The sequence below is a fragment of the Allobosea sp. GW821-FHT12C12 genome (assembly GCF_058807355.1).
In genome coordinates this window covers 353,562-371,168 of sequence record NZ_JBXAQP010000001.1, presented here as the reverse complement: position 1 = coordinate 371,168, position 17,607 = coordinate 353,562, and the positions used below count along the sequence as shown (strand labels likewise).

At 68.7% G+C, this 17,607-nt stretch carries 19 protein-coding genes; 13 read left to right on the top strand and 6 right to left on the bottom strand.

What is annotated here, in order from left to right; translation table 11 throughout:
- The first annotated feature begins 1 nt into the window (after position 1).
- The 6 genes from AC1RRW_RS01955 (at position 2) to AC1RRW_RS01930 (ending at position 5,197) form a co-directional block, all read left to right on the top strand.
- Positions 2–2,194 carry a xanthine dehydrogenase family protein molybdopterin-binding subunit gene (locus AC1RRW_RS01955; RefSeq protein WP_492898654.1) on the top strand — a complete coding sequence of 731 codons (2,193 nt, stop codon included), beginning with the start codon at positions 2–4 and terminating at the stop codon, positions 2,192–2,194.
- Between the two features lie 79 nt (positions 2,195–2,273).
- Positions 2,274–2,705 carry a sulfur oxidation c-type cytochrome SoxX gene (gene soxX, locus AC1RRW_RS01950; protein WP_492899030.1) on the top strand — a complete coding sequence of 144 codons (432 nt, stop codon included), beginning with the start codon at positions 2,274–2,276 and terminating at the stop codon, positions 2,703–2,705.
- Positions 2,698–3,156: a thiosulfate oxidation carrier protein SoxY gene (locus AC1RRW_RS01945; RefSeq protein WP_492898652.1), complete on the top strand. Its 459-nt coding sequence runs from the start codon at positions 2,698–2,700 to the stop codon at positions 3,154–3,156. The genes soxX and AC1RRW_RS01945 overlap by 8 nt, the downstream gene beginning before the upstream one ends.
- An 11-nt stretch (positions 3,157–3,167) precedes the next feature.
- Positions 3,168–3,488: a thiosulfate oxidation carrier complex protein SoxZ gene (locus AC1RRW_RS01940; protein ID WP_492898650.1), complete on the top strand. Its 321-nt coding sequence runs from the start codon at positions 3,168–3,170 to the stop codon at positions 3,486–3,488.
- A complete protein-coding gene (gene soxA, locus AC1RRW_RS01935; protein WP_492898648.1) occupies positions 3,485–4,234 on the top strand; it encodes a sulfur oxidation c-type cytochrome SoxA in 750 nt (249 codons plus the stop codon). The genes AC1RRW_RS01940 and soxA overlap by 4 nt, the downstream gene beginning before the upstream one ends.
- A gap of 33 nt (positions 4,235–4,267) precedes the next feature.
- Positions 4,268–5,197: an alpha/beta hydrolase gene (locus AC1RRW_RS01930; RefSeq protein WP_492898646.1), complete on the top strand. Its 930-nt coding sequence runs from the start codon at positions 4,268–4,270 to the stop codon at positions 5,195–5,197.
- Positions 5,198–5,262: 65 nt separating this feature from the next.
- On the opposite strand, the gene AC1RRW_RS01925 is transcribed toward AC1RRW_RS01930, so the two are convergent.
- Positions 5,263–6,342 carry an ROK family protein gene (locus tag AC1RRW_RS01925; RefSeq protein ID WP_492898644.1) on the bottom strand — a complete coding sequence of 360 codons (1,080 nt, stop codon included), beginning with the start codon at positions 6,340–6,342 and terminating at the stop codon, positions 5,263–5,265.
- A 184-nt stretch (positions 6,343–6,526) separates the two neighbouring features.
- Here AC1RRW_RS01925 and AC1RRW_RS01920 point away from each other — a divergent pair, with 184 nt between their 5' ends.
- Positions 6,527–7,006, top strand: coding sequence for a DUF2938 domain-containing protein (locus AC1RRW_RS01920; protein ID WP_492898642.1), 480 nt, complete (start codon positions 6,527–6,529; stop codon positions 7,004–7,006).
- 10 nt (positions 7,007–7,016) lie between these two features.
- Here the strand turns inward: AC1RRW_RS01920 and AC1RRW_RS01915 are convergent, their stop codons facing one another.
- Genes AC1RRW_RS01915 through gloB form a run of 3 tightly spaced genes read right to left on the bottom strand, consistent with a single transcriptional unit; the run spans position 7,017 to position 9,016 of the window.
- Positions 7,017–7,790, bottom strand: a complete 774-nt coding sequence (locus tag AC1RRW_RS01915) for a GNAT family N-acetyltransferase (RefSeq protein ID WP_492898639.1) — start codon at positions 7,788–7,790, stop codon at positions 7,017–7,019.
- Positions 7,790–8,248, bottom strand: coding sequence for a cupin domain-containing protein (locus AC1RRW_RS01910; RefSeq protein WP_492898637.1), 459 nt, complete (start codon positions 8,246–8,248; stop codon positions 7,790–7,792). Before AC1RRW_RS01910 ends, AC1RRW_RS01915 begins: the two co-directional genes overlap by 1 nt.
- A 6-nt stretch (positions 8,249–8,254) precedes the next feature.
- Entirely contained in the window at positions 8,255–9,016 is a 762-nt protein-coding gene (gene gloB / locus AC1RRW_RS01905) for a hydroxyacylglutathione hydrolase (protein ID WP_492898635.1), read from the bottom strand.
- A 176-nt stretch (positions 9,017–9,192) separates the two neighbouring features.
- Here gloB and AC1RRW_RS01900 point away from each other — a divergent pair, with 176 nt between their 5' ends.
- The 4 genes from AC1RRW_RS01900 to AC1RRW_RS01885 all read left to right on the top strand — a co-directional run bounded on the left by AC1RRW_RS01900 (position 9,193) and on the right by AC1RRW_RS01885 (position 12,542).
- The gene (locus AC1RRW_RS01900) at positions 9,193–9,954 is read left to right on the top strand and encodes a class I SAM-dependent methyltransferase (RefSeq protein WP_492898633.1); all 762 of its coding nucleotides are present in this window, start codon (positions 9,193–9,195) and stop codon (positions 9,952–9,954) included.
- Positions 9,955–10,059: 105 nt separating this feature from the next.
- The gene (locus tag AC1RRW_RS01895; protein WP_492898631.1) at positions 10,060–11,013 is read left to right on the top strand and encodes an acetyl-CoA carboxylase carboxyltransferase subunit alpha; all 954 of its coding nucleotides are present in this window, start codon (positions 10,060–10,062) and stop codon (positions 11,011–11,013) included.
- A gap of 188 nt (positions 11,014–11,201) precedes the next feature.
- Positions 11,202–11,384 carry a hypothetical protein gene (locus tag AC1RRW_RS01890; protein WP_492898629.1) on the top strand — a complete coding sequence of 61 codons (183 nt, stop codon included), beginning with the start codon at positions 11,202–11,204 and terminating at the stop codon, positions 11,382–11,384.
- Between the two features lie 234 nt (positions 11,385–11,618).
- Positions 11,619–12,542: a TorF family putative porin gene (locus AC1RRW_RS01885; RefSeq protein WP_492898628.1), complete on the top strand. Its 924-nt coding sequence runs from the start codon at positions 11,619–11,621 to the stop codon at positions 12,540–12,542.
- A gap of 149 nt (positions 12,543–12,691) precedes the next feature.
- On the opposite strand, the gene hemH is transcribed toward AC1RRW_RS01885, so the two are convergent.
- The gene (gene hemH / locus AC1RRW_RS01880) at positions 12,692–13,756 is read right to left on the bottom strand and encodes a ferrochelatase (RefSeq protein WP_492898626.1); all 1,065 of its coding nucleotides are present in this window, start codon (positions 13,754–13,756) and stop codon (positions 12,692–12,694) included.
- Positions 13,757–13,935: 179 nt separating this feature from the next.
- Between hemH and AC1RRW_RS01875 the strand changes: the two genes are divergently transcribed.
- Positions 13,936–15,456, top strand: a complete 1,521-nt coding sequence (locus AC1RRW_RS01875) for a bifunctional metallophosphatase/5'-nucleotidase (RefSeq protein ID WP_492898624.1) — start codon at positions 13,936–13,938, stop codon at positions 15,454–15,456.
- Complete coding sequence (gene ung / locus AC1RRW_RS01870; RefSeq protein WP_492898622.1) at positions 15,453–16,154, top strand: uracil-DNA glycosylase; 702 nt, start codon at positions 15,453–15,455, stop codon at positions 16,152–16,154. Before AC1RRW_RS01875 ends, ung begins: the two co-directional genes overlap by 4 nt.
- A 209-nt stretch (positions 16,155–16,363) precedes the next feature.
- On the opposite strand, the gene AC1RRW_RS01865 is transcribed toward ung, so the two are convergent.
- The gene (locus tag AC1RRW_RS01865; RefSeq protein ID WP_492898620.1) at positions 16,364–17,596 is read right to left on the bottom strand and encodes a phenylacetate--CoA ligase family protein; all 1,233 of its coding nucleotides are present in this window, start codon (positions 17,594–17,596) and stop codon (positions 16,364–16,366) included.
- Positions 17,597–17,607: the final 11 nt, after the last annotated feature.

Genomic DNA, 17,607 nt, shown 5'->3' with positions numbered 1-17,607 from the left:
CATGACCGTCTCGACCGGAACCACCGCCTTCCGCCCCTCGCGCCGCAGCCTGCTCGCCGGCTCCGCCGCGGCCACGGGCGCCTTCACCTTCGGCTTCGCCATCCCCTTCGGCGACGGGGCCGTGGCGCAGGCCGCCAATCCCGAGATCAACGCCTGGGTGGTGATCCAGCCCGACGACAAGGTGGTGATCCGCATCGCCCGTTCCGAGATGGGGCAGGGCACGCTGACCGGCCTCGCCCAGCTCGTCGCCGAGGAGCTGAACTGCGACTGGGCCAAGGTCACGACCGAATATCCGACGCCGGGCCAGAACGTCGCGCGCAACCGGGTCTGGGGCAATTTCTCGACCGGAGGCAGCCGCGGCATCCGCGAATCGCACGACTATGTCCGCAAGGGCGGCGCGGCCGCGCGGATGATGCTGATCCAGGCGGCGGCCAACGAGTGGAAGGCGCCGGCGGCCGAATGCTCCGCCGAGAAGAGCGTGATCACGCACAGGGCGTCCGGCCGCTCGCTGCGCTACGGCCAGGTCGCGGCCGCCGCCGCCAAGATCGAGGCCCCGAAGGATGTGCCGCTCAAGGATCCCAAGGACTGGACCGTCGCCGGCAAGCCGATCGCGCGGCTCGACACGGCCGACAAGACCAATGGCAGCAAGATCTACGGCATGGACTTCAAGCTGCCGGGGATGCTCAACGCCGCGATCAGGGACTGTCCCGTCTTCGGGGGCAAGGTGAAGAGCTTCGAGGCCGCCGCGATCAAGGACATGCCCGGCGTCAGGCATGTGCTCCCCGTCGGCGACAGCGCCGTCACCGTCGTCGCCGAGACCTGGTGGCAGGCCAAGACCGCGCTCGACGCGCTGCCGATCGTCTGGGACGAGGGCGAGCACGCCAAGGTTTCCAGCGCCAGCCTCGCGGCCTGGCTGAAGGAGGGGCTGGATGCGCCGACCGCCGTGGTCGGCAATTCCAATGGCGACGTGAAGGCCGCGATCGCCAATGCGGCGCGGACCATCGAGGCGACCTACAGCTATCCGTTCCAGAACCATGCCTGCATGGAGACGATGAACGCGACGGCGCTCTACACGGCCGAGAAATGCGAGGTCTGGACGCCGACGCAGAACGGCGAGGCGGCGCTGGCGGCAGCGTCGGAGGCGTCCGGCCTGCCCATCGCCAGATGCGAGGCCTACAAGATCGACCTCGGCGGCGGCTTCGGCCGGCGCGGCGCGGTGCATGACTGGGTCCGCCAGGTCGTCGCCATCGCCAGGCAGATCCCCGGCACGCCGGTGAAGCTGATCTGGTCGCGCGAGGAGGACATGCTGCATGGCCGCTTCCACCCGCTGACCCAGTGCAAGCTGACCGGCGCGCTCGACAAGGACGGCAACCTGACCGGGCTGCATATGCGCATCTCGGGCCAGTCGATCGTCGCCGGCATCTTCCCGCAGAACATCCAGAACGGGCGCGATCCGGCGGTCTTCCAGGGGCTCAACCCGCCCGGCCCCGAGGCCTCGCTCGGCTATTCGGTGCCGAACCTGCTGATCGACCACGCCATGCGCAACCCGCATGTGCCGCCGGGCTTCTGGCGCGGCGTCAACCTCAACCAGAACGCGATCTATCTGGAATCCTTCATGGACGAGCTGGCGCATGCGGCCGGCAAGGATCCGCTCGAATTCCGCCGCGCGCTGATGAAGAACCATCCGAAGCATCTCGCCGTTCTCAACGCCGTCGCGGAAAAGGCCGGCTGGGGCACGAAGCTGCCCGACGGCGTCTTCCGCGGCATCTGCCAGACCATGGGCTTCGGCTCCTATGTCGCGGCCGTCGCCGAGGTCTCGGTCAGCGCGGAGGGCAAGCTCAAGATCCACCGCATCGTCGCCGCGACCGACCCGGGCCATGCCGTCAACCCGGCGCAGATCGAACGCCAGGTCGAGGGCTCCTTCGTCTACGGCCTGTCGGCCTCGCTCTATGGCGAGATCACGATCAAGGACGGCCGCGTCGAGCAGGAGAACTTCGATACCTACGAGGTGATGCGGCTGGAGGCGATGCCGGCGGTCGAGACCGTGATCGTGCCGTCCGGCGGCTTCTGGGGCGGCGTCGGCGAGCCGACGATCGCGGTCGCGACGCCGGCCGTGCTGAACGCGATCTTCGCGGCGACGGGAAAACGCATCCGCAACCTGCCGCTGAAGAATGCCGATCTGCGCAAGGCCTGAGGCCTTGGCCGCGAAGCCTGCTCCCTCCCCGCCGCAAGCGGGGGGAAGGGGACAGGGCGGAGACGCGGCGAGGTTGAGCGTGCTGCTTATTGCGTTTCTGTTTCTTGGCGTTTCGCAAACAGCCTCGGCGCTCGAACGCTACCAGGTCGTCGGCGACGCCATCCCGCAGCCGCTCGGCGGGCTTGCCGGCGATATTGCACGCGGCGCGGCGCTGGTGCGCGACCGCGAGCGCGGCAACTGCCTGATCTGCCATCGGGGCGCCGATCCGGCCGAGCCGTTCCAGGGCACGATCGGGCCGCCGCTGAAGGGCGTGGGCGCGAGGCTCGATGCCGGCCAGATCCGGCTGCGGCTGGTCGACGCATCGCGGCTCAACCCGCGGACCGTGATGCCGCCCTATTTCCGGACGGAAGACCTGCATGATGTCGCAGCCGCCTATCGCGGCAGGCCGGCGCTTTCGGCACAGGAGATCGAGGATGTCGTCGTCTATCTCGCCTCGCTCGACCTTGAGTGAACCGAGCCGCCGCGCGGCGCTGGCGGGCGCCGCCGCCGGACTCGTCGCCCTCGGCTTGCCAGGGCTTGCCTCCGCCGCCGGCACGGCCGAGCTCTCGGAATTCGTCGCGCGCGTCACCGAGGGCGCGGTTCCGCTGCGCGAGGGCGTGACGCTGTCGATCCCGCCATTGGTCGAGAACGGCAATTCGGTCGATGTCCGGGTCGCGGTCGAGAGCCCGATGACGGAGCAAGACCATGTCCGCTGGATCCACCTGATCGCCGACAGAAATCCGTTTCCGGACATGGCGCGATTGCATCTCGGCCCCCGCGCCGGCCGGGCCGAGATCGCAACGACGCTGCGTATGGCGCAATCGCAGACGGTGACGGCGGTGGCGGCGCTGAGCGACGGCCGCTTCGCGATGGCGCAAGCCGATGTCGTGGTGACGCTGAGCGCCTGCGTCGACGGCGGCTGAGGAGCAAACCCATGTTCAATGCCCGCATCACCATGCCGGCCGAGGCCAAGGCCGGCGAGATCGTCGAGATCAGGGTGCTGACCCGTCACCCGATGGATCGCGGCGGCCAGTCCGACGGCAAGGGCGGCACCGTGCCGCGCAAGATCCTGAACCGGCTGACCGCGACCTATGCCGGCGAGCAGATCTTCCGCTTCGATATGAACACCGGCGTGGCCGCTAACCCCTTCGTCTCGTTCACGACGCGGGCGGTGGCGACCGGCGACATCGTCTTCGAATGGCGCGAGGATGGCGGGGCGACCTATACCCGCACGGCCAGGCTCGCCGTGACGTGAGGCGGCTCGCCGCCGGGCTCGGCATGCTTGGGCTGCTGGCCTCGCCGGCGGCCGCCGAGATCAAGTCGGGCTCGGAGTTCCTCTCGCCCGAGATGGTCCGCCAGCAGGCCGACGAGACGCGCAATCCGGGCTTCTTCTGGGTCGAGCAGGGCGAGGAGCTGTTCTCCAGGCGGCCCCCGCAGGGACAGGCTTGCGTCGCCTGCCATGCCGAGCCGCGCCAGAGCCTGCGCGGGACGGCGACGCGCTATCCGCAGGTGGACGGCGGCCGCCTGCTCAATCTCGAAGGGCGCATCGAGCAGTGCCGGGTCGAGCGGCAGAAGCAGCCGGCCTTCGGCCATGAGAGCGCCGACCTGCTGGCGATGACGGCCTATATCGCCTCGCTTTCGCGCGGTCTGCCGATGGATGTCGCGACCGATGGCGCGGCAAAACCGTTCTACGAGGCTGGGAAGGCGTTCTTCGAGCGCCGGCAGGGCCAGCTCAACCTGTCCTGCCAGCAATGCCATGACGGGCTGGTCGGCCAGAAGCTGCGCGGCGACACGATCAGCCATGGCGCCGGCACCGGCTACCCGGCCTATCGGCTGGAATGGAACAATGTCGGCTCTCTGCATCGCCGCCTGCGCGCCTGCTCGCTCGGCGTGCGGGCGACCCAGTTCGATTACGGCGCGCCGGAGTATCTGGCGCTGGAGCTTTACCTCGCCGGGCGGGCGAAGGGGCTGCCGGTCGAGACGCCGGCGATCAGGCGCTGACCTCGCCTCGTTCGGGCGCTATAGGCTGACAGGATGCGAATTCTCTCCGTCCTGATCTCCGCGATCCTCTGGGCCAATGGCGCGTTGGCCGAACCTGCGGCCGAAGCGCCCGTGGCCGGCGCTGCGCCACCGTCCGCCTTCGTCCTGAAGAACACCGAGGTCCGCACCATCCGGGCGAAGGCGCTGGAACGCGACTACGAGATCTATGTCTCGCTGCCGGACTCCTATCGCTCGCAGCCGCGCCGGCGCTTTCCGGTGCTCTACGTCACCGATGCCGACTATGCCTTTCCGCTGGTGCGCAGCATCGCCCAGCGCGTCGGCAACCGGGCGCAGGGGCTGGAGGAATTCATCCTCGTCGGGCTGTCCTACGCCATCGGCGACAGCCGCGAGTTCAGCCGCCGGCGCGACTACACGCCGACGCCAAACGGCGAGAAGACGCGCGATCCCGAAGGCAGGCGGCCGCTCTTCGGCGAGGCGGAGGCCTATCGCCGCTTTCTCGCCGAGGAGCTGATGCCGTTCGTGGCCGCGACCTACCGCACCGATACGACGCGCAGCATCTATGCCGGCCATTCCTATGGCGGGCTGTTCGGCCTGCATGTGCTGTTGACCCAGCCTGCGATGTTCTCGCACTACATCATCGGCAGCCCGTCGCTCTGGTTCGACCGGCGCGTGATGTTTGCGCGCGAGCGCGCCTATGCCGAGGCCAATCGCGACCTGAACGCGCATGTCCTGATGGCGATCGGCTCCTTCGAGACGGTCAACCCGGCGTCGGACGACCGGCGCTACAGCCGCAAGCTCGACATGGTCGCCGATTTCCGCGCCTTCGAGCAGGCGCTGCGCGGGCGCAACTATCCGGGCCTCAGGCTCACGACCGAGGTGGTCGGCGAGGAGGACCACCTCACCGCCTTCCCGGCGATCGTGACGCGCGGTCTGCTCTGGGCGCTGCCGGCCAGCCGGCGCTGAGGCTTTTGGGTCTGAAGCGCTTTCTTCGCGCCGACAGGATCCTGCTTCGCTTGAAAACGCCTGGATCAGCCCTTCTTCGGCTTTGCCCGGTTCTCGTAGCTCGCGTTGCCGAGCCCGGTGCCGATGGTCAGAACGGCCCAATGGGCGACGTCCTGCATGCCGGGCCTCTCGCTCAGCCCCTGGATGACGGCGTCGTTGTGCATGGCCACGTGAGTCTCGTGGCCGCCGATCTCGGGCACCATCTCGCGAATGCTGTCGACCAGGTTGAAGCGGCTGCTCTCCCAGTTGCCGGGCAGGTTCTGCGCGCCGCGGTCGATCTGGCCATGCGGCTCGATCAGGCCGGGGCAGCCGACGCCGATGAAGGGCGCGACTTTCAGCCCCGCCTTCTGCGCCTTCCGGATCTGCTCGTTCAGCATCTTGCCGAGTCGCTTGATCGCCTCGTCGCGGCTCGGCTCCTCGTCGATGTGGCGCCAGAGTTCCGACTCCCGGACGCGAGCCCTGCTCAGATCCGGGGCCTTGTCCTGGCGCAGTTCGACGATGCCGGCGCGGATGTTGGAGCCGCCGATATCGACCGCGACCAGGCTGTCATACGCCCCGAAGATCCAGGGCGGCGCGAGATGGGCCGAGCCGACGAGGCCGGCCTCGTCGGGGTGATGGCCGATCGGGACGAGGTCGATCCCGATGCCCTCGGTATGCATGATGACGCCGGCCCTGCCGATGGCGAGTTCGCCGACGCGGCTCTCGCGAAAGCCGCCGCCGACCACGATACGCTCGACGGGAGCCCAGGACTTCACCTTGACGAAGCGGCGGATGACGAAGGCGAGCGACTGGGCGAAGCGCTCGATCGCGCTCAGCACCAAAGCGGCCTCGCGGACCTCGCCCTCCCTGAGCAGAGCGTCGAGTTCCTTCTTGCCGATGGCGGCGGTGTCGCCTTCGAGCGGGTCGTCGCCGCTCTTGCGCAGATGCGAGCGCAGCGCGTCGAGATGGTCGACGAAGGCGTTGCGGCTCGCCTTGTCGCCGACGAAGCCGTCCTGGTCGCGGATTTCGAGATTATAGCTCGTGACCCTGACCGAGGGCAGGTCGGCGGCGCCATGCGGCCCGCGCGCGATCTCGTCCCTGGTGACCTTGGCCGTTGCCGATGGCATCGTCGCGTTCCCCCTCTCGCCTCGTCGTTGCTTACGAACGCCCCGGCGCTCGCCGAGGTTCCGTGCCGGGCGCATGGGGCGTCCGCGTGAGCCATGTCCTTGGCCGCCGATGGATGGTTGACCTCGGCGAGAGATCGCGCTCCATGTCGGGCCGGCGCGACAGCGCCGCCGCTGGGGAGGAACAATGCTGGAATTCATCTTTCGGGCGGTGCTGACCGGCGCCGGTGCGACGGCGCTGATTGATCTCTGGGCGCAGCTCCTGAAGCGCACCGTTGGCTGGCCCACGACGAACTGGGCGATGCCCGGTCGCTGGGTCGGACATCTGCCGCGCGGCACGGTCGTGCACGAGGACATCGCCGCGGCCGAGCCCGTCGCGAACGAACTCGCGATCGGCTGGATCTTCCATTACGCGGCGGGCATCCTCTTCGCCGCCGTGCTGCTGGCGATCTGGGGCCTCGACTGGGCCCGCAACCCGACCTTCGGGCCGGCGCTGACCGTCGGTCTCGTCACGGTCGGCCTGGGCTGGTTCGTCCTGCAGCCCGGCATGGGCGCCGGCATCGCGGCCTCTAAGAGGCCCAACGCCAGCATGATCCGGCTGATGAACGTCGTCAGCCACACCGTCTTCGCGATCGGGCTCTACGGCACCGCGCTGCTGATCCGCTGAAACCCCCGCGTCACAGGTCGAGGATGCGGGTCTCGTAGGCGTAGAGCCGGCGGAAGCCGAGGCTCCGATAGAGCGCGATCGCGACCGCATTGGTCTGGTCGACCTGCAGATAGGCATGGGCGCAGTCCTGGACCCTGGCCCAGGAGACCAGCCCCTTGACGAGGCGGCGGCCGAGGCCGTGGCCGCGATGGGCAGGGTCGACCACGACCGAGCCCATCTCGGCCATGCCGCGCTCGGCGACGCTCATGCCGTAGGCGACCGGCTCGCCGGCGATCAAGAGCGTCGCGAAGGCCGCGGGCAGGCGGACTTTCTCGACGATGGCGGCGAGCTGCTCGGCATTGGTCTTGTTGCCGCTCTGGCGGGCCGCGACGCCGGCGATCCAGTCGGCGCTGGGGGCAGCCTCGATCTGCAGTTCGGGCTCGAACTCCGGCGTCACCGCAGCGAGCGGGGCGATCAGCCCGAAGGAGGCGTCCCTGATGCGATAGCCGCGCGCCAGCACGGCCTCGCGCGTCCTGTCCCCGGTCAGCGGCGTCAGGCGGATGCAGGGCTGCAGGCCGTCGGCGCGGTAGAGCTCCGCGATCAGGTCGAGCATCGTCTCGTCGAGCTCGGCCCCCTGCCGCAGGGGCGTCGCGGCATTGGCGCGGCCGGAATAGCCGTTGGCGAAGCGGATCACCCAGTCGCCCATCACCAGCGTCGAGACGGCGGGCCAGGCGTTGACGATGCGGCGCTCGCATTCGAGCGTCAGCTCCAGATCGGCGGGATCGTCGCGTTTTCCGGTCGCCATCAGTCCTCGGCCTTTCGCGGGGTCGGCCGCCAGCCGGGCGGCGCCATCTCGAAGCCTGCAAAAGCGAAGCCGGGCGCGACCGTGCAGCCGACCAGGGTCCAGGCGCCGAGCGAGGTCGCGCTCTGCCACCAACCGGCCGGCACGACGAATTGCGGGCGCTGGCCGGATTCGAGGTCGGCGCCGAGATGATGGGCCGAGGCGTCGTGGCCGTTCGGCGAGACGCTGATCACCAGGGGCGCGCCGGCGTAATGGTGCCAGATCTCGGCGGCGTCGACGCGGTGCCATTGCGAGATTTCGCCGGTATCGAGCAGATAGTAGATCGCGGTCGAATGGCCGCGCCCCTCCGGCCCGGCCTCGTCGCGAAAGGTCTCGCGATAATGGCCGCCCTCGGGATGGGGCCTCAGCTCCAGGAGCGCGATGACCTCGGCCGCGCCGAGTTCGTTCAGGGAGGTGCTCATCGCGGCTCAAAAACGGTTCTTGGCTTCGCGCATCGCCGCGAAAACCTCGCCGGCCGGTGCGCCGGACAGGTTCACGGCCGCCGCGAGCGCCGGCTCCCCCGCCCGGAAGAACGGGTTCGTCGCCTTCTCCTCGCCGATCGTCGTCACGGCCCAGAAGCGGCCTTCCGCCCTGGCGTCCCCGGCTTCCTTCAATCGCGCCGCGACCGCCGGGTTGGCCTTGTCCATCGCGGCGGCGAAGCGGGCGTTCGGGAGGGTGTAGTCGTGGCCGGCGATCAGCCTGACATCGTCGGGCAGGCTCATGATTCGGCTGAGCGATCTCCACATCGCGCCCATCTGGCCGGGCTGGACCCGGCCGCAGCCCATCACGAAGACGACGTCGCCGACCAGAGCGAGTTTTGCGCCCACGCTGGCGAAGGTCAGGTGGCCGTCGGAATGGCCGGGCGTGTGCCAGATCTCGAAGCTGGAACCGCCGAGCGGGACCGTGTCGCCGTCTTTCAGGATGCGGTCGAGCGGGGCCGAGCCGGCGGCATCCGCCGGGCCGCAGACTTTTGCGCCGGTCGCCGCCTTCAGCTCGGCGACGCCTTGCGTGTGGTCGGCATGGGCGTGGGTCACGAAGATGTCGGTGATCGTCAGGCCCTTCTCGCGCGCCGCCGCCAGAACCTGGCCGGCGTCCGGCGCGTCGACGGTAGCGCAGGCCCTGCTCGCCGGATCGAACAGCAGCGCGCCGGCATTGTCGCTGAGCGTGCGGAAGACGTGGATATCGAGCATGGCGGGCTCCGGGGGGAGTAGGCAATGGGGCAGTCGCGATCGGGAACCTTACTGGGCTACGGCGTCGCGGCGATCAAGCCTCGTCGGGCGGCCGCGACCGCCGACCGCCCATCGCCGACTGCTTCTCTAGCCCGCGCCCTTGCGTCCCGCGTGGCCGCACCACATCTTGCGCGTCCATGCCGATCGATGTCGTCGACCTGCGCGCCTTCTACGCCAGCCCGCTCGGGCATGTGGCGCGGCGTTTCGTCGGGCGGGCGATGCTGCGATTCTGGCCGGATTGCGCCCGCCAGCGCGTGCTGGGTCTGGGCTTCGCGACGCCGTATCTTTCCGTGCTCGGCGTCGGCGCGGAACGCGCCTTCGCCTTCATGCCGGCGGCGCAGGGCGTGGTGCATTGGCCGTCCGACGGGCTCTCGGCCTCGGCTCTGGTCGAGCCGACCTTGCTGCCGCTGCCGACGGCGTCGGTCGACCGGGTCATTCTCGTCCATGCGCTGGAGGAGACCGAGAGCCCCGACGATCTGCTCGACGAGGTCGGGCGCGTGCTCAGTCCCGGCGGGCGGCTGCTCGTCGTCGCGCCCAACCGGCGCGGTCTCTGGGCCCGGATGGACGGCACGCCGTTCGGCCATGGCCGGCCGTTCAGCCGCTCGCAGCTCGAGGCGCTGATGCGCGGCGCCGAGTTTTCGCCCGAGCACTGGAGCGAGGCGCTTTATGTGCCGCCGCTGAAACGAAGACTGCTGATGCGCTCGGCCGCCGCCTGGGAGCGGGTCGGGGCGGGGTTGTCCCTGCCGCTTGCCGGCGTGCACGTCATCGACGCGACCAAGCAGGTCTATCGCCGCGCGCCGCTGCGCGCGACCCGGCGCAGCTTCGCCTTCCGGCCGATCCTGCTGCCGCAGCCATCTCCGCGCCATTCCGGCGACGCCGCAAGCCTGCCGCCGGGTTGACAAGCGCTCTTGCGCGCGGCCAAGGTCCGCCGCTTTCGCGGACCGGGGCCGCCTCGCGCTCGCCGAGCGCAGGCTCATCCGGCGCGGCCTCCGAACTGGATCACGATGCGAAGCTATCTGGATTTCGAGAAGCCGGTCGCCGAAGTCGAGGCGAAGGCCGACGAGTTGCGTGCGCTGGAGGCGAAGGGCGAAGGCTACTCGCTGGCCGAGGAGATCGGCAAGCTCGACGCCAGGGCGAGCCAGGCGCTGAAGGATCTCTACGCCGCGCTGACCCCCTGGCAGAAGACGCTGGTCGCGCGCCATCCGCAGCGGCCGCATTTCAAGGACTATTGCGCCGCGCTGATCACCGACTTCACGCCGCTGGCCGGCGACCGCGTCTTCGGCGAGGACGAGGCGATCGTCGGCGGTTTCGGGCGTTTCCGGGGCGAGGCGGTCTGCGTCATCGGCCAGGAAAAGGGTGATTCGACCGAGACCCGGATCCGGCACAATTTCGGCATGCCCAAGCCCGAAGGTTATCGCAAGGCGGTGCGCCTGATGGAGCTGGCCGACCGCTTCGGGCTGCCGGTGCTCAGCTTCATCGACACCGCCGGCGCCTATCCCGGCATCGAGGCGGAGGAGCGCGGCCAGGCCGAGGCGATCGCGCGCTCGACGGAAGCCTGCCTCGGCCTGCGCACGCCCAGCGTCGCCCTCGTCATCGGCGAGGGCGGCTCGGGCGGCGCGATCGCGATCGCGGCCGCGAGCAAGGTGATGATGCTGGAGCACGCGATCTATTCGGTGATCTCGCCGGAGGGCGCGGCCTCGATCCTGTGGCGCGACACCGGCCGCGCCCAGGACGCCGCGACCGGCATGAAGATCACCGCGCAGGATCTGCTGAGATTCGGCATCATCGACCGGATCATCGCCGAGCCTGTCGGCGGCGCGCATCGCGATCCGGAGGCCGCGCTCGCCCGCGCGGGCGAGGCGTTGGCCTCGTCGCTGGCCGATTTCGCGGGATTGAGCAGCGACGAGATCGTCGATCGCCGCGCCGAGAAATTTCTCGCGATCGGCCGAAATCTGTGAGCGTGTCGGCGGTCGGCAAGTCCGCGCACCCTGGCGTCGCCGCTTCCTACCATGTAGCCATGTCGGAAGGGATCGTGGCAAAGGAGAGGCGAGGGCTAACGCCTCGACAGGAGTCGTGACGGCGCGATCGGACCGTCCTGCACAGCCAGAGGCCGTGCTTCGGCAGGCCGTTCGATGGGATCGACGTCGTGGCGATCAAGCAACTCGCGATCCTGGCTTTTGTCGCATTGGCCGTCGGCGCCTGCGAGGAGGACCGTTATCGCGGTTCAGCCAGACACGACGTTCCGATCCCGTCGGCCACCTATGCGATCGGCCCGGCCCAGATGAATCAGCCGGTCGCCGCCCGTGCGGGCCGGCCCGCGACGCCCTGATAGGTTGAGCGCCGCGTCGTCATGCGTGTAGCCGTGGCGCAAATGCAACATGGCGCTGCTTTGTCGCGCCCGCCTGTTTGGAAGGCGTGAAAATACGGTTCGGACGAGCTTTATGCTTATTCGCTGGGCGATCTGCAAAAAACCTATCCTTGCCGATTTAGGTCTTTGGCTGGCTTGATCATGACGAAAGCGCGGCGATCTTCGCGCGGATTCGGTCATATCACGGAGCTGAAGATGGCTTTTGGATTCTCCCGTCCGTCGGTTGCCTGCGCCGTTCTCCCGCTGAGCCTGCTCGCCGGCGCCGCCCACGCCTCCGACCTGCCGAGCCGCAAGGGCGCGCCGGTCGCCCCGCTTCCGCCCGCGATCACCTGGATCGACGCCGCGATCAGCGTCAAGGCGCTGACTGACTACAACTTCCGCGGCATCTCGCAGAGCGACCGCAAGCCGGCCGGCCAGGCCTCGGTCGAACTGCAGTTCTACGACAACCTGTTCTATGCCGGCGTGTTCGGCTCCACGGTCGACCTCGCCACCAGCCCGGCGGCGGAAGTCGACTTCTTCGCCGGCATCCGGCCGAAATTCGGTCCGGTCACCTTCGATTTCGGCGTGATCCAGTACTACTATCCCTCCGAGAAGCAGTTCATCGACCCGCTCGGCGTATTCTGGACGCCGAAGAACACCGAGTTCACCGAGCTCGTCGGCAAGGTCTCCTACAACTACCAGGACAAGCTCGCCGTCGGCGCCAACGTCTTCCATGCATGGGACTGGCTCGGCACAGGCGCGGATGCGACCTACGCCTCGGTCACCGCCAAGTACAACCTGCCCTTCCTCGAAGGCCTCGCCGTCTCCGGCGAATTCGGCCACTACTGGATCGGCAAACCGAACCTGAGCATCTACTTCCCGACGCCGGTCAATCTGCCCGACTACAATTACTGGAACGTCGGCGTGTCCTACACCTACAAGAACATCACCGCCGATGTTCGTTACCACGATACTGATCTGTCGAAGACCGAATGCTTCGCGCTGACCGCCGATCCGCGCGGCGTGGCTCGCGGCAATGCCGGCGGCCGCTTCAGCTCCAACTGGTGCAGCCCCTCCGTCGTCGCCTCGCTCTCCTTCGACATCACGGCGAGCAGCATCGGCATCTTCGCCCCGAAGTAAGCGCGGCGCAAGACGGTTCCATCGAGTTCGTCGTCCCGCAAGCGACCTCTCCCGTCATGGCCGGGCTTGTCCCGACCATCCACGTCTTCGATGGCTCGGCGTCGCGAGACGTGGATGCCCGGCACGGGGCCGCGCATGACGACTGGTGCTCACACCCAGCCCATCAGCTCCCGCTGCACCACCTCGGTGATGGCGCGCATGCCTTCCTCGCTATCGTTCAGGCAGGGCAGATAGGCGAAGTGCTCGCCGCCATGCTCGATGAAGATCTCGCGATTCTCGACGTCGAGTTCCTCCAGCGTCTCCAGGCAATCGGCCGAGAAGCCGGGCGCGACGATCGCGAGCGATTTCGTGCCGGCCTCGGCCAGCGCCTTCACGGTCTCGTCGGTATAGGGCTGGAGCCATTCGGCCGGGCCGAAGCGCGACTGGAAGGTCAGTCTGAAGCGCTCCTCGGGCAGGCCGAGTTCCTCGCGCAGCAGCCGCCAGGTCTTGGCGCACTGGCAATGATAGGGGTCGCCCTTGAGAAGGTATTCCTTCGGCATCCCGTGAAAGGAGCAGAGGATCACCTCAGGCTCGAAATCGAGCTTGCCGAGCGAACCCCGGATCGAGTCGGCCAGCGCCGCGATGTAGACCGGGTCGTCGTGATAGGGCGGCGCGACGCGCACGGCCGGCTGCCAGCGCATCTCCATCAGCGCGCGAAAGGCCTGGTCGCAGGCCGTGGCCGAGGTCGGCGCGGCATATTGCGGGTAGAGCGGCACCAGCAGGATGCGATCGCAGCCCTGGGCGAGCAGCGCGTCGAGGCGGCTCTTCACGTCGGGAAAGCCGTAGCGCATCGCCCAGTCGAAGACGACGCGTTCGCCGGTCAGCGGCTTGAGGCGCGCCTCAAGCTGTTCGGTCTGCGAGCGGGTGATCGTCTTGAGCGGGCCCTCGTTGCGCTCGTTGTTCCAGATCGAGGCGTAGTCCTTGCCCTTGCGGCCGGGCCGCGTCGTCAGGATGACGAGGTTGAGCAGCGGCCACCAGATCCAGCGCGTCGTCTCGATCACGCGGCGGTCGGAAAGGAACTCCTTGAGATAGGCCCGCATCGGCCAGTAATCGGTTCCTTCCGGCGTGCCGAGATTCATCAGGAGCACGCCGATCCGCCCGGCCCTGACCGAAGGGTGATCGGCCGGCAGCTTGACTGCGCGCATGTCGGTGGCCGGCTTGGTCGCGACGGTCATGGTCTCAGGGTTCCTTTCCTCGTGATTTAGACGAGTTGAAGGTTTCGTCCAGTCATCGCGCGGCCTTGCGGCACGGATGCGACATCGCATGACCGGCCCCCCATCATCGGCGCGACGGGCTGGTCTTCCCGGCTCGGCTCTTGCTAGTCTGTAGCGGTTCTCAGAAGAAGGCTCGCCCGATGACCAAGCTCACCCGCCGCAATGCGCTCGGCGTCATCGCCGCGCCGGCCGCGCTCGCCGCCACCGCTCCCGCGGCGATCGCGCAGACGCCGGCGCCGGCCTTCACGCTGCTGCTCGTCAACGACATCTACAAGATGAGCGACGACAAGGGCAAAGGCGGCTTCGCCCGCGCCGCCGGCATCGCCAGGGTCGAGCGCGCCAAGGGCGTGCCGCTGCTGTTCTGCCATGCCGGCGACTGCTACTCGCCCTCGCTGATGTCGGGCTTCGACCAGGGCGCCCATATCGTCGCGATGCAGAACAGGATGGGGATCGACGTCTTCGTGCCCGGCAACCACGAATTCGACTTCGGCAAGGAGAACTACCTCAAGCTGACCGCGGCGCAGACCTATCCGACCTTCGCCGCGAACCTGCGAGACGCGGCCGGCAATGTCCTGCCCGGCCACAAGGACTCCCAGATCTTCGAGCTCGGCGGCCTCAAGGTCGGCGTCATCGGCACGACCTACGACCCGACGCCGCAGCTTTCCAATCCGGGCGACCTGAAATTCTCCTCCACGATGGAGGCGCTGCGACGCGAGGCGCGGACGCTGAAGACGCAAGGGGCGGACATCCTCGTCGCCGTCGTCCACGCCGACCGGGCGATGGACAACGAGATCGTGCGCTCGCGCGTCGTCGACATCCTGCTGACCGGCCACGACCACGACCTCGCCATCGCCTATGACGGCAAGGTCGTGATGGTGGAGTCGAACGAGGAGGGCAACTACGTCACCGCGATCGACATCGCCGCGACCGCGACCGGCGAGGGGCAGGCGAGGCGCGTGGCCTGGACGCCGACTTTTCGCGTGAATGATTCCCGCGCCGCGACGCCGGACCCGGAAGTCGCTGCGATCGTGAAAGGCTATGAGAGCGAGCTTTCCAAGGAGCTCGACATCGACGTCGCGACGCTGGCCGCGCCGCTCGACTCGCGCACCGGCGTCATCCGCACCCAGGAAACCGCGATCGGCAATCTGATCGCCGATGCGATCAAGGCGGCGACCGGGGCCAAGCTCGCCATCACCAATGCCGGCGGCATCCGCGCCAACAAGCAATATGCCGCCGGCCAGAAGCTGACGCGCCGCGACGTGCTCAGCGAACTGCCCTTCGGCAACGCGACCGTGATGGTCGAGATCACCGGCAAGGACGTCAGGGACGCGATCGAGAACGGCCTGCGCGATGCGCCGCAGGGGGCGGGGCGCTTCCCGGTCGTCTCGGGCCTGAAATTCGAGGCCGATCTGAAGCAGCCTCAAGGCGCGCGCGTCATCAGCGTCACGGTCGACGACAAGCCGATCGACCCGGACGGCAAGTACACCGTCGCCTCGAACAACTTCATGCTGGAGGGCGGCGACGGCTACGCCGCGCTTGCCCGAGGCAGGACGCTGATCGGCCTGACCGACGGAAAGCTGATGGCGAACGAGGTTATGGTCTATCTGCGCCGGCTCGGCACCGTCGAAGCCAAGGTCGAAGGGCGGGCCGTGCTCAAGTGAGCGGAGGCTACAGAGAGGCGCTCGACGCCTTCCTGGCCTCACCCGGCGCGGAAGGCTGGCGCGGGCTCGGGGTCTTCAGCGACGGAACGGCGGCGCGGGCCGCCGAGGCCGTCGACGTGGATGCGGCCGCGGGCGCGGTGGCGGCGCCTGCGCCTGACAGGGCCTTCGCCGCGCTGGCGCTGACGCCGCTGGAAAGCGTGCGCGCCGTCATCCTGGGGCAGGATCCCTATCCGACGCCCGGCCACGCCAACGGGCTCGCTTTCTCCTATGTCGGCGGGCCGCGCCTGCCGAAGTCCCTGGTCAACATCCATCGCGAACTCGGCGACGATCTCGGCCGTCCGGTCCTGCGCGATGGCGATCTCTCCGACTGGGCCAGGGACGGCGTTCTGCTGCTCAACGCCGCGCTGACCGTGCGCCAGGGCGCGAGCCAGGCCGGCTCGCATCTCAGGCTCGGCTGGGGCGCGGTGACGGATGCGGTGATCGCCCATGTTTCGGCGACGCGGCCGCATGTCGCGTTCATTCTGTGGGGCGGGCCGGCTCAGGCCAAGCGGGCGCTGATCGACGAGACGAAGCATCTCGTGATCGCGAGCCCGCATCCCTCGCCGCTCTCGGCGCATCGCGGATTTTTCGGATCGAAGCCGTTCTCGCGGGCGAATGCGTGGCTGAGGGAAAAGGGTGAGAGGCCGGTGGCGTGGTGATCTGGCGCGAGGACCCCTCTCCCGGGAAGGACAGGGCAAGGTGAGGGGGCGGCCCCGCACCCCGTAAAACACAGTCCTCGCCGCACCCCGGTTCAGGCCATTCCCGAAACATCCGTCACCTCACGCCTCCCCCTCTCACCGAACTCGGGCATGCCGACTTCGATGCAGGATATTGGGTTCTTCCAGCGCTCGACATCGACCAGGCGCGTTCACCCCACCGGCCGCTCGTCGGCGATGACCTTGCCGTCGTTCGGCAGCGCGCCGAGCGGCAGCATCTCGACGCGGCCCTTCAGCTTGGTCACCTGCTGCAGCGTCGAGGACACGGCGTCGACCAGGCCCGGCGGCTCGGCGCGGATCTCGGCGCGCAGCGTCATGGTGTCGACCTCGCCGGCGCGCCCGACCACGAGGCGCAGCTTCGCGATTTCGGCATGACGCCGCGCGATCTCGGCGACCTGCTCCGGCCGCACGAACATGCCCTTGATCTTGGCGGTCTGGTCGGCGCGGCCCATCCAGCCCCTGATCCGGCTGCTCGTGCGACCGCAGGCGCTGACGCCCGGCATGATCGCGGTGAGGTCGCCGACGGCGAGGCGGATCTGGGGATGATGCGGGTCGAGATTGGTGACGACGATCTCGCCGACCTCGCCCTCCGCGACCGGATCGCCGGTGCCGGGCCTCACGATCTCGACGATCAGGTTTTCGTTGAGGACGAGGCCTTCGCGAGCGGCTGTCTCATAGGCGACGACGCCGACATCGGCGGTTGCATAAAGCTGGTAGGCGTCGACGCCGCGCCCCTTCACCCAGGCCTGCAGCGAGGGCGGGAAGGCCGCGCCCGAGACGACGGCGCGCTTCAGGCAGGAGACATCGACGCCGCGGCTGTCGGCGGCCTCGATCAGGATCTTGAGGAAGTCGGGCGTGCCGGCGTAAGCCGACGGACGATAGGCCGAGATCACCTCCATCTGCTGCTCGGCGTTGCCGGGGCCGGCCGGGATCACGGCGCAGCCGAGCGCGCGCGCGGCCGAATCCATGATGAAGCCGCCCGGCGTCAGGTGGTAGCCGAAGGTGTTGAGCACGACGTCGCCGCGCCGGAAGCCGGCGGCGAACAGTCCGCGCGCCGCGCCCCACGGATCCGGCCGCGCGCCCTCTGGCTCGAAGATCGGGCCGGGCGAGGTGAAGAGCCGGCCGAATGAGCCGAGCGGGGCGGAGACGAAGCCGCCGAAGGGTGGGCTGAGCTTCTGCAGCGCCGGCATGTCGGCCTTGCGCAGCACCGGCAGGCGGCTGAGCGCCTCGCGGTCGGTGATCGCGGCGGGGTCGACCCTGCCGAGACGGCCGGCATAGCCCGGCGTCGCGAGCGCCGCGGCGAGCACCGCCGGCAGGCGGCCGAAGAGATCGGCCTCGCGGGCCGATGCGGAGCGGGTTTCGAGTTCGTCGTGGTGCTCGCTCATGGGCGTCGTCC

Bases quoted from the DNA above. Each gene is read 5' to 3' on its own strand.
- AC1RRW_RS01925 (WP_492898644.1), bottom strand. From the start codon at position 6,342: ATGCCATCGGCAACGGCCAAGGTCACCAGGGACGAGATCGCGCGCGGG.
- AC1RRW_RS01930 (WP_492898646.1), top strand. From the start codon at position 4,268: ATGCGAATTCTCTCCGTCCTGATCTCCGCGATCCTCTGGGCCAATGGC.
- AC1RRW_RS01920 (WP_492898642.1), top strand. From the start codon at position 6,527: ATGCTGGAATTCATCTTTCGGGCGGTGCTGACCGGCGCCGGTGCGACG.
- AC1RRW_RS01900 (WP_492898633.1), top strand. From the start codon at position 9,193: ATGCCGATCGATGTCGTCGACCTGCGCGCCTTCTACGCCAGCCCGCTC.
- gloB (WP_492898635.1), bottom strand. From the start codon at position 9,016: ATGCTCGATATCCACGTCTTCCGCACGCTCAGCGACAATGCCGGCGCG.
- hemH (WP_492898626.1), bottom strand. From the start codon at position 13,756: ATGACCGTCGCGACCAAGCCGGCCACCGACATGCGCGCAGTCAAGCTG.
- AC1RRW_RS01885 (WP_492898628.1), top strand. From the start codon at position 11,619: ATGGCTTTTGGATTCTCCCGTCCGTCGGTTGCCTGCGCCGTTCTCCCG.
- AC1RRW_RS01940 (WP_492898650.1), top strand. From the start codon at position 3,168: ATGTTCAATGCCCGCATCACCATGCCGGCCGAGGCCAAGGCCGGCGAG.
- AC1RRW_RS01955 (WP_492898654.1), top strand. From the start codon at position 2: ATGACCGTCTCGACCGGAACCACCGCCTTCCGCCCCTCGCGCCGCAGC.
- AC1RRW_RS01895 (WP_492898631.1), top strand. From the start codon at position 10,060: ATGCGAAGCTATCTGGATTTCGAGAAGCCGGTCGCCGAAGTCGAGGCG.
- AC1RRW_RS01875 (WP_492898624.1), top strand. From the start codon at position 13,936: ATGACCAAGCTCACCCGCCGCAATGCGCTCGGCGTCATCGCCGCGCCG.
- AC1RRW_RS01865 (WP_492898620.1), bottom strand. From the start codon at position 17,596: ATGAGCGAGCACCACGACGAACTCGAAACCCGCTCCGCATCGGCCCGC.
- AC1RRW_RS01915 (WP_492898639.1), bottom strand. From the start codon at position 7,790: ATGGCGACCGGAAAACGCGACGATCCCGCCGATCTGGAGCTGACGCTC.
- AC1RRW_RS01910 (WP_492898637.1), bottom strand. From the start codon at position 8,248: ATGAGCACCTCCCTGAACGAACTCGGCGCGGCCGAGGTCATCGCGCTC.